Below are 14281 nucleotides of genomic sequence, written 5' to 3'. Positions count from 1 at the left end.
CATGGGCTCGGATGGGCGCATCGCGCTGCGGCAGCACTTCGTGTCGGTGACGGCGCTGCTGGCCTGGGTGGGGCTGAGCATCCAGTTGTACCTGATCCTGCTGGGGCGCTGGGAACTGGGCGCGAGCCTGCTGGGTGGGCTGGTCAATTGCTTCAGCTTCTTCACCGTGCTGACCAACACCCTGGTGGCGGTGGTGCTGACCTGGGAACAGACCCCACGGCCATCGGCTGTGCGCCGCTGGTTCCTGCGGCCCGCCGTACGCAGCGGCATCGCCGCCAGCATTGCCCTGGTGAGCCTGGCCTACAACCTGCTGCTGCGGCACCTCTGGCAACCCGAAGGCTGGCAGTTCGTGGCCGACGAACTGCTGCACGACGTAGTGCCGCTGCTCTACCTGATCTATTGGTGGCAATGGGTGCCCAAGGGCTCGTTGCGCCTGGGCCATATCGGGCTGTGGATCCTCTACCCGCTGGTGTATTTCGCCTACATTTTGTTGCGGGGCAATCTGCTGGCGGCCTACCCCTACCCGTTCATTGATGTGGCCAACCTGGGTTATCCACAGGTGTTCATCAATGCCGGGGGGATCTTGTTGGGGTTTGTCGTGATTGCGCTGGGGGTGGTGGGGGTTGATCGGTGGCGGGCGCGCTAGGGATTTATCGCCGATCGCTTTTGTGGCGAGGGGATTTATCCCCGCTGGGTTGCGAAGCAACCCCATCGCTGTGGACTCAAATCTGTCTGACACACCGAGTTGTCTGGTTCTAGGGCCGCTTCGCAGCCCAACGGGGATAAATCCCCTCGCCACAGTGGAGCTTTCATCGCTCAGGACTTCGCGGGCAACATCCACACCAACCCACTGGCCTTCGCCCGCTCGTGACACAACGCCAGGACGCTGCGCCGCTCCTCGTTGTCCATCCGGCTCCAGCGGGTGATTTCCGCCACGCTGCGCTGGCAGCCGGTGCAGATGTCGTCATCGTCCAGTGCGCAGATGCTCACGCAGGGCGAAGGAACCGGGCGCTCGGACGCGCTCATTGGTCTTGCTCGGACAGGTCGCGAGCGTAGCGCTGGGCGTTGTGTACATAGTGGGCGGCGCTGGCCTCGAGCATTTTCTTCTGGGCCTCGGTCAACTCGCGCACCACCTTGCCGGGCGAGCCCATCACCAGCGAACCGTCGGGGATCTCCTTGCCCTCGCCGATCAGCGAGTTGGCGCCGATGATGCAATTGCGGCCAATCCTGGCGCCATTGAGGATCACCGCATTGATGCCGATCAGGCTGTAGTCGCCCACCGTGCAACCGTGAAGCATGGCGTTATGGCCGATGGTCACGCCGGTGCCGATGGTCAGCGGGTACCCCATGTCGGTGTGCATCACCGTGCCGTCCTGCACGTTGCTGTTCCGGCCGATCAGAATCAGCTCGTTATCGCCGCGCAGCACGGCGTTGAACCAGACGTTGGCGCCCTCTTCGAGGCGGACCTTGCCCACCAGCGTGGCGTTGGGTGCGACCCAACTGTCGGGATGGGTTTCGACACGGGCATCGCCCAAACGGTATTTCATGGCAATCCTTGGGGCGTCAGGTGTTGATGAAGCTCTTGGGCGGCGTATGCAGGTCGATGCCCGCGTCGTACAGCAGGTTGACCAGCTCGACGATCATGATCGCGGTCAGGCCCCAGATCTTGTATTCGCCAAAACGGTAACTGGGCGTGTACCAACTGCGGCCCTGGTAGTCGATACGGTGGGTGTGTTCGCGGGGATCCTTGCGGAAAAACTCCAGCGGCACGCTGAACACCGCGGCGATCTCGGCATCGTTGGCCCGGTACTCGACAAAATCCGGAATCACCCCGACGTACGGCGTGACCTTGATCCCATGCAGCGAGATCAGCGGGCTGAGCGGGCCGATCACCTCCACCAGACCGGGAGGCAGGCCGATTTCTTCCTCGGCTTCGCGCAGGGCGGTGAAGATCAGGTCCGGGTCTTCCGGGTCGCGGCGTCCGCCAGGGAACGCCACTTCGCCGCCGTGGGTCGAGAGCCCGCTGGCGCGCAAGGTCAATACCAGCTCCGGCTCGTCACCGCGAGTGATCGGCACCAGCACAGCGGCTTCAGGGAAGCGACGGTCGGCCTGCAGGTCACGCGGGGTATGGTTGCTTACTCGATGCAGTAGCTCGTCCAGCATGAGACTTCTCGATTTATTCGCTACCTTGCATCATGCACCAATCGTTCAAGCCGCCCAACCCCCGACACCGCGTCGTGTCGCGAAACGACAACTTGCCGACCCCGCCCGCGCACGCCAAGATAGGCGCAGCATTCAGGAACCCCAGCATGAAATTCTGCAGCCAGTGCGGTAACCCGGTGACCCAACGCATACCCGAAGGCGACTCGCGCCTGCGGTTTGTCTGCGACACCTGCCACACCATCCATTACCAGAACCCCAACATCGTGGCCGGTTGCGTACCGACCTGGGGCAGTAAAGTCCTGCTGTGCCGGCGCGCCATCGAGCCGCGGCGCGGCTACTGGACGCTGCCGGCGGGTTTCATGGAAAACGGCGAGACCGTCGAACAGGCCGCCGTGCGCGAAACCGCCGAAGAAGCCTGCGCCCGGGTGCGCAACCTGAGCATCTATACGCTGATAGACGTACCGCATATCAGCCAGGTGCATGTATTCTTCCGCGCTGAACTGGTGGACGAGGATTTCGCCGCCGGTCCCGAGAGCCTGGAAGTGCAACTGTTCGAAGAAGCCGACATTCCCTGGGATGAACTGGCGTTTCGCACCGTGGGGCGCACCCTGGAATATTTCTACGCGGACCGTCGCGCCGAGGCCTACCCGGTGCGCAGCGAATCGATCCCGCCGCTGGCTCAACCTGCCAATACCTGAAACCCCATAGGAATACCCTGTCAATGCGCTGGTTGCTTGTGCTGTTCTGCTTGTCGTTCACCGCCCTGTCCCAGGCGTCTGCGCTGGGAACCTACGACGGCAAGCTCATCGAAAAAGTGCTGGTGCTCAAGTCCGCCCATCAATTGCAATTGATCAACGACGGCAAACCGCTCAAGACCTACCGCATTTCATTGGGCAAGGGCGCCAAGAAAGGCCCCAAGCTGATCGAGGGCGACAAGCGCACTCCCGAGGGTTTCTACTGGATCGACTGGCGCAAGACCAGCGATCGCTTCTACCTGTCGATGCACATTTCCTACCCCAACATCAGCGACGCCGCCCGCGCCCGGCGCGAAGGGGTGGAACCGGGGAGCATGATCATGATCCACGGCACGCCGGACACCGAGGAAAACCCTGAAGAACTGTTCCACACCCTGGACTGGACCGACGGCTGCATCGCCATGCGCAACGTCGACATGCGCGAAGTCTGGAACCTGGTGCCCGACGGCACCATGATCGAGATTCGGCCGTAGCGCCGCGATGCGAAGGGGCCGGTGGGCGCAACCATACGCGGGGTGAGAACCCCAGCCTCTAGGACCCCGGCCATGCCGATGCATGCCAGAATGCATTTCCCCCTGTGGGAGCGGGCTCGCCCGCGAAAGCGCCCTACCAGCCGCCCCCCTCCCCTGCCATCTCTCAATTCCACAGGCGCAATGCAATCCGGTGCCCCACCACGCCTGAAAAACCCTCGATTAAAATTCATCGCGCAACGCTTATCTACTGTCAGAAATAACAGGTAACGGATATTTCCGACCAGTGACGCACATCGCCCTGTCCCTGCCATTCCTCGACTATCAGCTTGTTACAAGATCAAACCATCAAACCATGATCCTTCATCTATTCTCAGTCTCACGCAGTGAACCGAGGCGCACCCCAGCGGGGTCTTCGCACTGCGCAATCAGTATTTAAACTGTCAATTCGAAGAATAGGTCGTAATGAAGTATGTGATTCGATTGGCATCCTCGTTTCAGGTGAGGTGTCCAAATCATGAGTAGAAGTAACGGTTTCATCCGGGCGGCGGCGGTCGCTGTGGTGTTGGCTAGCGCGTGGCAAGCGGGTTCTTATGCGTGGGCGGCAACCCAGGGCTCGGCGCAGAAAGAAGAGCCCTGGTACCAGGCCTGGCTTCAGGTCACGGCGGATTCGAGCGTGGATATCCGCAAGACCGCACCCTCGTTACGCTGGCGGACCGACATGGACACGCTTTATCGGGGCGACACCACCAATCAGGGGTTGGAGGCTTTCCAAGACGGGCTATTGCCCAAATCCGTCGCGTTTCCCGAAGACGAATGGATGTATGACTGGTTCAGCCATGGTGCTGGCGCCCCACGGTCGGTGTATAGCAGCACCACCCGCAATCAACGTATCGCCCAGAGCTTCGCCAATGAATGGGTGTTCGAATTCAGGGCTCCCCATGGCATCGATCAGGAGCAATCGGGCGGGCCTATTGTAGGTGAGCAAGAGATCAGCTACCCGGGCGGGGTCAAGGGGATCTTTATCAAGCAGGCCTGCAAGAAAACCGATCTGGCCGACTGCGTCGCCAACCCGAACTACCGCGAACCCTCCGGCCACGAGACGATGCAGGAAGTCGCGGCGACGCCCATCGATTGGAGCAAGCTCACGCCATCAGAAGGCCTGCCTTGGATAACAAACAAGGAATCCCTCTGGGCGGTGGGCTCGTCGAGGATTAACCCTGTGCAGGGGGAGGACGCACTCGCACGTGGGTTGCGGGCAAGGAGCTCGCAGGCGCCGGTCTTGCGTTGGGCGAGCAGCCCTGAGGCCCCGGGCATTCAATCGGTCGTGGTGGCGTTTCGTGACTATAGCGATGCCAAGATCTGGGCGGTCACGGAAGCAGAAAACGGCGGCTGGGTCTATGAGGTCAGGCCCAACAGCGTGGCGGTGGATCTGTCAGGGAAGTACACTGGCAACCGTCCAGGCGCCTTCGCCTTCATCGGTGGTATCAAAAGCGGGCTGTTGATGAACGCTCGCCGTTTCGAGAAAGGCGTGAGCCAACCGGTCGAGTGCATCGGCATTGAAAAAGAAGTTTGCCGACTCGAGAACGTCCACCAATAGCTTCAAGCCGACACCAGCCGCCATGCAGGGTGGCTGGTCCACTTGAGGCCTTGTACGCCCCCTCGCCCTGCTGTGGCGAGGGGGTCTGCGACCGCTGGGCCAGTCCGACAACGGGGCCGGTGCTTATGGCATCAAACCCGGAGCTCTGCCCGGTCCAGGCATTTGTTCGCCAGCAACGTGCCCAGCTCGATCATCTGCGCCACGCCCAGTGCCACATGGCGTCGTGAACCTTCCAGGTCGAACGCCAGGTCGCTGAGCATGGCGTTGGCCGAGGCCAGGGTTTCGCTGAGGTTGGCCAGCATCACTTCGGGGTCGACACCGGCGGTCACGGTGAAGAGCTGCGTCGAGGGTTGGGGGGCTGACTCGCCGTCTTCAGGCTTGAGGTAATGGTCCATCGCTCGGTCGGCGGCTTCCTTCAGTTTTTCGGGGGCGTAGTCGCCGTAGGGGAAGGTGGATGCCGGGTTTGGAATGTCAGAATTATTTTTCAATGGAAGCTCCTTTTATTAATGGAGCCCAGGACAAATTGTCCGGGCCTATTGCCCCTTGTGTTTTCGGACGGTCAAACCCGGTCGCTGAATTGGCAGCGACACCCAAAGGCTAGAGCCGTCGCTTCCGACGGGCAACCTTAAAAACCTGTCGGAAACTTCGGTGCGCCTGACAGACCAATGGACAAGTATTCACACAACAAAAAACCGGCCTAGGCCGGTTTTCATTGGTGATATTTGGATTCAAACAAACGCTGCCCGCTGCTCAGCCTCATAATGCCGAGTCTGAAAAGGCAAAAGGGTTTGCACCTTCAAACCAAGACCTTCCTTTAACCCCCAAGAAAGAGCCAGTTCATCACGGCGCTTGCGAAGCGCAACAGCAGTCTGTGAGGTAATGGCTTGCTTGGGTGTCGAGCGCAAGAACAGCTCTAGGGCATTGAAAACTTCCAACGCACGACTGTCCGTGACACACGAAAAACGGGTGAGTCGTTCGAGCAAATATCCTGCTCGACGCTGCTCGACCTCATCAGTGTGTTGGCTCAGGAAAGCTTGGGCTGCGCTTATTAAATCCGCGCTGGAATACCAGACAGCCTTGGCCATGCTCACAAGCGCAGCATCGTCTGCGTGATCCAATGGGTTCTTGACCAATGTGTCCAGAGCGGCCGAGAGGACTTGGCCGTTAGAAGGCTTCGTCATCTGTATCCTCCAAATAATTTTGCAAAATGTGGTTAAGAACAGAGGTTGGAGGCTCTTTGTTGCCAACATATACGTCAATTGCCTGCAGCGCCAGTCGACGCAGCTCGGAAGATAAAATGAAGCCAGCCCTCAGAAGCGCCATGATGTCGCCAATATCTTGATCCGTTGCCCTACCCAGCTTTGAAATCGCAATATCGATCGGAGCGGCAATGTGAACATGCAAAGGAGACTCGACAGGGAACTCTTCAAGGGTAAGGCTTCGAACCCAGTAGTCCTCGTGAATTGGACCAAAGCTGGTGTTGTATTGGAGGTCGTAGTTTAGCTCCATCAATCGACCGGATTTCTCGTCGCGAAATTGCTCGGGCACTTGCGCGAGCAGCATTCGAAGATCAAAACCGTCCGGAAGGCTGGCCTCATAGATTTCCGCGTCAACGTCCGTGGAAACACGATGATTTGTATAGAGGTGCACTGCGCATCCACCAAATACCATGACTTTAACCGCCCCTGGTTTTGCACTCTCAGATGTCAGCTCTGCTTCGACGGATTTGAACATTGAAACCAAAGCCTGCCCCAGCGCGGTGCGGGTATTGAGGCGAGGAGTGATCATTTCCGGCATTTCCATGTTTGAACCTCAGAGGCTGGTGTTGCTCCTTGAAACCTGGATCTGCCACTCAGCCTTGCCAAAGACTAATAGGCGATCCATGCGCTTGGAGACGGGCCCCGAAAGCTAGAGCCCTCGCTTCCGAGCGACAACCTTAAAAACTTGTCGGAAACTTCGGTGCGTCTGACAGACCAATTGCCTGGTTGCGGATGTTTCATACGGGGGCATATCCGTTGCTGCGGTAATGGCTGCTGGCGGTTTCGCCCTTACGGCGACTTACTTTCTTTCAAACGCCCCGGAATGCCGGCCCAGAAGAAAGTAAGCAAAGAACGCTGGCCCCACCACTCGGCACCTCGCCTGGGCGAGGTGCCGAGTGGTGGGGCAAAGCGCTTTTGGTTACTTTTGGCGCTCTTCCAAAAGTGACCCGCCGTAAGGGCGGAACCCTAAGCAGCCATGACCGCAGCAACGGATATACACCCAAATCTCGCCCCCAATAAAAAACCCGCCGATCTACTCAGCGGGTTTTTCATTTAAGCGATTCAAGCGTAGGAAGATCAAAAATCCTCCAACCGCCACACCTCATACGCCGGCGTCTCGTAGGGATGGCTCTGTTTCAAAGCCTCCACTACCCCACGAATCAACTCATCAGCGACAACCAGCTCCACCTTCCACTCCTCGACCTGCTCAACCTGCCCCGCTTCGCCAATGAACGGCTGGCTGCCGTCCAACGGGCGAAACTGGCCCAGGCCCAGCACTTGCCAGGCGCAGTGATCATAGTCGCCGATTCGCCCGCCACCGGCAGCGAATACGGCGTTTTTGACCTCGTCCACATGGCTGGCCGGGACGAAGAAGCAGAGTTTGTACACGCCTTTAGTTCACCCAGACGCGGGCGTTGCGGAACATGCGCATCCATGGCGCGTCTTCGTTCCAGTCGTCCGAACGCCACGAGTTCTGCACCGCGCGGAAAACACGCTCAGGGTGCGGCATCATGATGGTCACACGGCCGTCGCGGCTGGTCAGGCCGGTGATCCCGCGCGGCGAACCGTTCGGGTTGGCCGGGTAGGTTTCGGTGACCTTGCCGTGGTTGTCGACAAAACGCAGCGACACGCAACCGGACAAGTCGGCTTCGAGCAACGCCTCTTCGCTTTCGAATTCCGCATGGCCTTCGCCATGGGCGATGGCGATCGGCATGCGCGAGCCGGCCATGCCCTGCAGGAAGATCGAATTCGACTCCTGCACCTGGACCATCGCCACGCGGGCTTCGAACTGCTCGGAACGGTTGCGCACGAAGTGCGGCCAGAACTCGCTGCCGGGGATCAGCTCGTGCAGGTTGGACATCATCTGGCAACCGTTGCACACACCGAGGGTGAAACTGTCGTTGCGCTCGAAAAAGCCCTGGAACGCGTCACGGGCGCGGCTGTTGAACAGCGCCGACTTGGCCCAGCCTTCGCCGGCCCCCAGCACGTCACCGTAGGAGAAACCGCCACAGGCAACCAGGCCCTTGAAGTCGTTCAGGTCGACACGACCGGCGAGGATGTCGCTCATGTGCACGTCGATCGCGTTGAAACCGGCACGGTCGAACGCCGCCGCCATTTCCACCTGGCCGTTGACGCCCTGCTCACGCAGTACCGCCACCTGTGGGCGAATGCCTTTCTTGATGTAGGGCGCGGCCACGTCCTGGTTGACGTCGTAGCTGAGCTTGGCGCTCAGCCCCGGGTTGTCTTCTTCCAGCAGCGCGTCGAATTCCTGCTCGGCGCACTCGGCGTTGTCCCGCAGGCGCTGGATCTGGTAGCTGGTTTCAGCCCACTGGCGCTGCAACAGGCGGCGCTGGCCTTCAAAGACGGTGTCGCCGTTGAAGGTGATGTCGATGTGCGCGTTGTTGATCGGCTGGCCGATCACCGAGACGCACTCGGCCAGGCCGGCGGCGCTGAACTGGGCGAGGATGTCCGGGGTGGCGTCCTGGCGCACCTGGATCACCGCACCGAGCTCTTCGTTGAACAGGATGGCCGGGATTTCGCTGGCGGACTCGGCCACGCTGTCGAGGGTCAGGTTCAGGCCGCAATGACCGGCGAAGGCCATTTCCATCACAGTGGTCAGCAAGCCGCCGTCGGAACGGTCGTGGTAGGCCAGCAGATGACCGTCGGCGTTGAGGCCCTGGATCACGGCGAAGAACGCCTTCAGGTCTTCGGCATCGTCAACGTCCGGTGCCTGCTTGCCGAGCTTGCCATGCACCTGGGCCAGGATCGAGGCGCCCATGCGGTTCTGGCCACGGCCCAGGTCGATCAGGATCAGGTCGGTGGTGCCCTTGTCCATGCGCAGTTGCGGGGTCAGGGTCTGGCGGACATCGGTCACCGGGGCAAAACCGGTCACGATCAGCGACAGCGGCGAGGTCACGCTCTTGTCCACGCCTTCGTCTTTCCAGCGCGTGGCCATGGACATGGAGTCCTTGCCCACCGGGATGGTGATGCCCAACTCAGGGCACAGCTCCATGCCGACGGCCTTGACGGTGTCGTACAGGCGGGCGTCTTCGCCCGGATGACCGGCGGCGGACATCCAGTTGGCCGACAGCTTGATGTCGGAGATCTTGCCAATGCGCGAGGCCGCGAGGTTGGTCAGGGCCTCGCCGATGGCCATGCGGCCCGACGCCGGGGCGTCCAGCAGCGCCAGCGGCGTGCGCTCGCCCATGGCCATGGCTTCACCGGTGTAGACGTCGAAGCTGGTGGCGGTCACGGCGACGTCGGCCACCGGTACTTGCCACGGGCCGACCATCTGGTCGCGGGCCACGAGGCCGGTGATGGTGCGGTCGCCGATGGTGATCAGGAAGCTCTTGCTTGCCACGGCCGGGTGATGCAGGACGCGCTCGATGGAGTCGGCGAGGTCGAGAGTGGACGGGTCGAAGTCATCGCCCAGCTCGGTTTCGCGAACGGCCGAACGGTGCATGCGCGGGGCCTTGCCCAACAGCACTTCCAGCGGCATGTCCACCGGGCTGTTGCCGAAGTGGCTGTCGGTCACGGTCAGTTGCGGCTCGGCGGTGGCTTCGCCGACCACGGCGAACGGGCAGCGCTCGCGCTCGCAGATGGCCTTGAAGCGGTCGAAGTCGGCCGGGCCGACCGCCAGGACATAACGCTCCTGGGATTCGTTGCTCCAGATTTCGTGCGGGGCCATGCCCGGCTCGTCGTTTGGAATGTTGCGCAATTCGAAGCGGCCACCACGGCCGCCGTCGTTGACCAGCTCCGGGAAGGCGTTGGACAGGCCGCCCGCGCCGACGTCGTGGATGAAGCTGATGGGGTTCTTGTCGCCCAGCTGCCAGCAACGGTCGATGACTTCCTGGCAACGGCGTTCCATTTCCGGGTTTTCCCGTTGGACCGAGGCGAAGTCCAGGTCCGCCGAACTGGTGCCGGTGGCCATCGAGGACGCAGCGCCGCCGCCCAGGCCGATGAGCATGGCCGGGCCACCGAGGACGATCAGCTTGGAGCCGACCACGATCTCGCCTTTCTGCACGTGTTCGGCGCGGATGTTGCCCATGCCGCCGGCGAGCATGATCGGCTTGTGGTAGCCGCGCACTTCTTCACCGCGCGGGGTGGCGATGGATTGTTCGAAGGTGCGGAAATAACCGGTGAGCGCCGGACGGCCGAATTCGTTGTTGAACGCAGCGCCCCCCAGGGGGCCTTCGATCATGATGTCGAGGGCGTTGACGATGCGCTCAGGCTTGCCATAGGGCTTTTCCCACGGTTGTTCGAAGCCCGGGATCTGCAGGTTCGACACGGTGAAACCGGTCAGGCCAGCCTTGGGCTTGGCACCGCGACCCGTGGCGCCTTCGTCGCGGATCTCGCCACCGGAACCGGTGGACGCGCCCGGGAACGGGGCAATCGCGGTCGGGTGGTTGTGGGTCTCGACCTTCATCAGGATGTGCACCGGCTCCTGGACCGCGCCGTACTGGCGAGTCTCGGGGTCCGGGAAGAAGCGGCCGGCCACACTGCCGACGATGACCGAGGCGTTGTCCTTATAAGCAGACAGCACGCCTTCGCTGTGCATCTGGTAGGTGTTCTTGATCATGCCGAACAGGCTTTTTTCCTGGCTCTGGCCGTCGATGTCCCAACTGGCGTTGAAGATCTTGTGGCGGCAGTGCTCGGAGTTGGCCTGGGCGAACATCATCAGTTCGATGTCGTGGGGGTTGCGCTGCAAACCCTGGAAGGCGTTGACCAGGTAATCGATCTCGTCTTCGGCCAGGGCCAGGCCCAGTTCGGCGTTGGCTTTTTCCAACGCGGCGCGCCCGCCGCCCAGCACGTCGATGGCGGTCAGTGGCTTGGGCTCGGCGTGGCTGAACAGGCCGGCGGCCTCCTCCAGGTTGCCCAGTACGATCTGGGTCATGCGGTCATGCAGGTTCTCGGCGATCAGCCGGGCGTCGGCCTCGCTGAACTCACCGGTGACATAGAAGGCAATGCCGCGCTCCAGGCGCTGGACTTTCGCCAGGCCACAGTTGCGGGCGATGTCACTGGCCTTGCTCGACCACGGCGAAATGGTGCCGAACCGTGGCAGTACCAGGAACAGGCGGCCGGTGGGCTCCTGGACGGGAACACTGGGACCGTACTTCAGAAGGCGCGCGAGCACCTGCTGTTCGTCGCCGGTCAAAGCGCCGGTGACTTCGGCGAAGTGAGCGAATTCAGCATACAAGCCGCTGACAGCCGGGACGCATCGGCCCAGTTGCTCAAGAAGTTTGCTGTGGCGAAAGGCAGAAAGGGCAGGAGCGCCGCGCAGGATCAACATCTTCGGGACAGCCTCGGGAAGGGGGTGTGCTTTGAGGCCGTGCATTCTAGCCTAAACCGCCGGCAACGGCACCCGAAACGGCACCCCGGATGCGCCCCGAATGTCGGTCTTTGCCCGAAAAACCGGATTGGACGCACGTTCCAATGTTCGCGCAGAGATTTTTTTCAGTGCCATAAAACCCGCCGCGCGCCGGCCGGCCTGAGTTGCGGACATGTTTTGCAATCGCTAGCAGACTGGCCATTTGCTGTCGAGATATGGCGGTAAGGGCCGTTTGCGTATACTGCGCAGATGTTTTCCCCAACGGCTTTGCGTCCGCGATATGCCAAGTGGCTGATCGCAACCGGACTCTTCCTGGTGCTCAGTGGTTGTGTTGAGAAACCCAACACACTGGAGCGCGTAAAGGAGGATGGCGTGCTGCGGGTGATCACCCGGAACAGCCCCGCCACCTACTTTGAGGATCGCAACGGTGAAACCGGCTTCGAATACGAGCTGGTGAAGCGCTTCGCCGACGATTTGGGGGTGGAGCTGAAGATCGAGACCGCCGACAACCTCGACGACCTGTTCAGCCAGATCGGCAAGCCCAACGGCCCGGTGCTGGCCGCCGCAGGCCTGGTCAGCAGCGAGCCGCGCAAGAAGCAGGTGCGGTTTTCCCACGCCTACCTGGAGGTCACGCCCCAGGTCATCTACCGCAACGGCCAGTCGCGCCCCACCGACGCGGCGGCCCTGGCGGGCAAGAAGATCATGGTGCTCAAGGGCAGCACCCACGCCGAGCAGCTGGCGCAATTGAAACAGCAATACCCCGGCATCGAATACGAAGAGTCCGACGCCGTTGAGGTGGTCGACCTGCTGCGCATGGTCGACGAGGGCCAGATCGACCTGACCCTGGTGGACTCCAACGAAGTGGCGATGAACCAGGTGTACTTCCCCAACGTGCGCGTGGCCTTCGACCTGGGCGACGCTCGCAGCCAGAGCTGGGCGGTGGCCCCCGGTGAAGACAACAGCCTGCTCAACGAGATCAACAGCTACCTCGACAAGGTGCAGAAGAACGGCACCCTGCAGCGCCTCAAGGATCGTTACTACGGGCACGTCGATGTTCTCGGCTACATGGGCGCCACCACTTTCGCCCAGCATCTGCAGCAGCGGCTGCCCAAGTACGAGCAACACTTCAAGACCTACGCCAAGCAGGAAAAGGTCGACTGGCGCCTGCTGGCGGCAATCGGCTACCAGGAATCGCTGTGGCAACCGGCGGTCACGTCCAAGACCGGCGTGCGCGGCCTGATGATGCTGACCCAGAACACGGCCCAGGCCATGGGCGTGTCCAACCGCCTGGACCCCAAGCAAAGCATCATGGGGGGCGCCAAGTACCTGGCCTACATGAAGGACCAACTGGACGAGAGCATCGAAGAACCGGACCGCACCTGGTTCGCCCTCGCCGCCTACAACGTCGGCAGCGGTCACCTGGACGACGCCCGCAAGCTGGCGGCCAAGGAAGGGCTGAACCCGAACAAGTGGCTGGACGTGAAGAAAATCCTGCCGCGCCTGTCGCAGAAGCAGTGGTACAGCAAGACCCGCTACGGCTACGCCCGAGGCGGCGAACCCGTGCATTTCGTGGCGAACATCCGGCGCTACTACGACATCCTGACCTGGGTCACGCAGCCGCAGCTCGAAGGCAACCAGGTGGCCGAGGGCAACCTGCACGTACCGGGCGTCGACAAGAGCAAGCCGAACCAGGAAACCCCGCCGCTCTGAAAGCCCCACACAATCCCTGATGCTGTGATGAATCTGTGGCGAGGGGATTTATCCCCGTTGGGCTGCGAAGCAGCCCCAAAGCTGTCAACTCAATCTGCCTGACACACCGAGGCGCCAGATTTTAGGGCTGCTTCGCAGCCCAACGGGGATAAATCCCCTCGCCACAATGAATCAAGCAGGCCTTAAATAAGCAGGCATATTGAGTTATGTGGTGGCATCAGGCCTTAGCAGCCGCCAGGATCAGCGCTTTCATTTCCGAGACCGCCGACTTGAACCCGACGAACAGCGCGTGGGCCACCAGCGCGTGGCCGATGTTCAGCTCGTTGATGCCCTTGATGGCCGCCACGGCCTCAACGTTGTGGTAGTGCAGGCCGTGGCCGGCGTTGACGATCAGGCCCTGGGCCAGGCCGAAGGTGACGCCATCGGCTACCCGCCGCAGCTCATCGGCCACGGCGGACGGGGTTTCGGCGTCGGCATAGCGGCCAGTGTGCAGTTCGATGGCCGGGGCGCCGACACGTCGGGAGGCTTCGATCTGCCGCTCGTCGGCGTCGATAAACAACGACACCTCGGCACCGGTCTTCGCCAGCCGCTCCACCGCCGCCTTGATCCGCGCTTCCTGCCCCGCCACGTCCAGGCCGCCTTCGGTGGTCAGTTCCTGGCGCGTCTCAGGCACCAGGCAGATGTGCGCCGGGCGGATGCGCTCGGCGAACGCCATCATTTCCTCGGTCACGCCCATCTCGAAATTCATGCGGGTTTGCAGCACATCCTTGAGCAGCAGTACGTCGCGCTCCTGGATATGCCGGCGATCCTCCCGCAGGTGCACGGTGATGCCGTCGGCGCCCGCCTCTTCGGCGTCCAGTGCGGCCTTGACCGGATCCGGGTAGCGCGTACCCCGGGCCTGGCGGAGGGTGGCGACATGGTCGATGTTCACGCCGAGAAGAATGCGTTGGCTGGTGCTCACGAAAAAGCGCTCCTGAATGGGCTAATGGACGGCC

14 protein-coding genes are annotated in these 14281 nt (G+C 61.6%); 5 read left to right on the top strand and 9 right to left on the bottom strand.

Annotated features, from left to right (window positions below):
- Nucleotide 1 precedes the first annotated feature (1 nt).
- Nucleotides 2-646 (top strand): Pr6Pr family membrane protein, encoded by a 645-nt coding sequence (locus V3H56_RS05220; protein ID WP_338474275.1) that lies wholly within the window; start codon nucleotides 2-4, stop codon nucleotides 644-646.
- Nucleotides 647-816: 170 nt separating this feature from the next.
- Here V3H56_RS05220 and V3H56_RS05215 read toward each other — a convergent pair whose 3' ends face one another.
- From V3H56_RS05215 to V3H56_RS05205, 3 genes are read right to left on the bottom strand one after another with little or no spacing between them, the layout of a single operon-like run.
- The gene (locus V3H56_RS05215) at nucleotides 817-1026 is read right to left on the bottom strand and encodes a DUF1289 domain-containing protein (RefSeq protein ID WP_042730936.1); all 210 of its coding nucleotides are present in this window, start codon (nucleotides 1024-1026) and stop codon (nucleotides 817-819) included.
- Nucleotides 1023-1547, bottom strand: a complete 525-nt coding sequence (locus tag V3H56_RS05210; RefSeq protein ID WP_042730935.1) for a gamma carbonic anhydrase family protein — start codon at nucleotides 1545-1547, stop codon at nucleotides 1023-1025. The genes V3H56_RS05215 and V3H56_RS05210 overlap by 4 nt, the downstream gene beginning before the upstream one ends.
- 16 nt (nucleotides 1548-1563) lie before the next feature.
- On the bottom strand, nucleotides 1564-2163 hold the full coding sequence (locus tag V3H56_RS05205; protein WP_042730934.1) for a CoA pyrophosphatase: 600 nt from the start codon (nucleotides 2161-2163) through the stop codon (nucleotides 1564-1566).
- A gap of 146 nt (nucleotides 2164-2309) precedes the next feature.
- On the opposite strand from V3H56_RS05205, the gene V3H56_RS05200 reads away from it, so the two are divergent.
- The 3 genes from V3H56_RS05200 to V3H56_RS05190 all read left to right on the top strand — a co-directional run bounded on the left by V3H56_RS05200 (nucleotide 2310) and on the right by V3H56_RS05190 (nucleotide 4988).
- The gene (locus tag V3H56_RS05200) at nucleotides 2310-2861 is read left to right on the top strand and encodes an NUDIX hydrolase (protein ID WP_042730933.1); all 552 of its coding nucleotides are present in this window, start codon (nucleotides 2310-2312) and stop codon (nucleotides 2859-2861) included.
- Between the two features lie 23 nt (nucleotides 2862-2884).
- On the top strand, nucleotides 2885-3391 hold the full coding sequence (locus tag V3H56_RS05195) for a L,D-transpeptidase family protein (RefSeq protein ID WP_042730932.1): 507 nt from the start codon (nucleotides 2885-2887) through the stop codon (nucleotides 3389-3391).
- Between the two features lie 514 nt (nucleotides 3392-3905).
- The gene (locus V3H56_RS05190) at nucleotides 3906-4988 is read left to right on the top strand and encodes a hypothetical protein (RefSeq protein ID WP_338474274.1); all 1083 of its coding nucleotides are present in this window, start codon (nucleotides 3906-3908) and stop codon (nucleotides 4986-4988) included.
- Nucleotides 4989-5119: 131 nt separating this feature from the next.
- Here the strand turns inward: V3H56_RS05190 and V3H56_RS05185 are convergent, their stop codons facing one another.
- The 5 genes from V3H56_RS05185 to purL form a co-directional block, all read right to left on the bottom strand.
- Nucleotides 5120-5476, bottom strand: a complete 357-nt coding sequence (locus tag V3H56_RS05185) for a DUF6124 family protein (protein ID WP_052497387.1) — start codon at nucleotides 5474-5476, stop codon at nucleotides 5120-5122.
- A gap of 240 nt (nucleotides 5477-5716) precedes the next feature.
- Nucleotides 5717-6169: a hypothetical protein gene (locus tag V3H56_RS05180; protein WP_042730930.1), complete on the bottom strand. Its 453-nt coding sequence runs from the start codon at nucleotides 6167-6169 to the stop codon at nucleotides 5717-5719.
- Nucleotides 6153-6791, bottom strand: a complete 639-nt coding sequence (locus V3H56_RS05175) for a DUF6036 family nucleotidyltransferase (RefSeq protein ID WP_123578174.1) — start codon at nucleotides 6789-6791, stop codon at nucleotides 6153-6155. Before V3H56_RS05175 ends, V3H56_RS05180 begins: the two co-directional genes overlap by 17 nt.
- 533 nt (nucleotides 6792-7324) lie before the next feature.
- Complete coding sequence (locus tag V3H56_RS05170) at nucleotides 7325-7636, bottom strand: YqfO family protein (RefSeq protein ID WP_123578175.1); 312 nt, start codon at nucleotides 7634-7636, stop codon at nucleotides 7325-7327.
- A 4-nt stretch (nucleotides 7637-7640) separates the two neighbouring features.
- Nucleotides 7641-11537: a phosphoribosylformylglycinamidine synthase gene (purL, locus tag V3H56_RS05165; RefSeq protein ID WP_047737109.1), complete on the bottom strand. Its 3897-nt coding sequence runs from the start codon at nucleotides 11535-11537 to the stop codon at nucleotides 7641-7643.
- A 288-nt stretch (nucleotides 11538-11825) separates the two neighbouring features.
- On the opposite strand from purL, the gene mltF reads away from it, so the two are divergent.
- Nucleotides 11826-13286 carry a membrane-bound lytic murein transglycosylase MltF gene (gene mltF / locus V3H56_RS05160; protein ID WP_080922146.1) on the top strand — a complete coding sequence of 487 codons (1461 nt, stop codon included), beginning with the start codon at nucleotides 11826-11828 and terminating at the stop codon, nucleotides 13284-13286.
- A 217-nt stretch (nucleotides 13287-13503) separates the two neighbouring features.
- Here the strand turns inward: mltF and pdxJ are convergent, their stop codons facing one another.
- Complete coding sequence (pdxJ, locus tag V3H56_RS05155; RefSeq protein WP_042731857.1) at nucleotides 13504-14247, bottom strand: pyridoxine 5'-phosphate synthase; 744 nt, start codon at nucleotides 14245-14247, stop codon at nucleotides 13504-13506.
- Between the last annotated feature and the right edge of the window lie 34 nt (nucleotides 14248-14281).

Origin of the sequence: Pseudomonas sp. MS646 (assembly GCF_036693845.1) — a bacterium.
Taxonomy (GTDB): domain Bacteria; phylum Pseudomonadota; class Gammaproteobacteria; order Pseudomonadales; family Pseudomonadaceae; genus Aquipseudomonas; species Aquipseudomonas chlororaphis_E.
The sequence above is the reverse complement of the archived record's forward strand: the minus strand, read 5'-3'. Positions and strand labels throughout refer to the sequence as shown.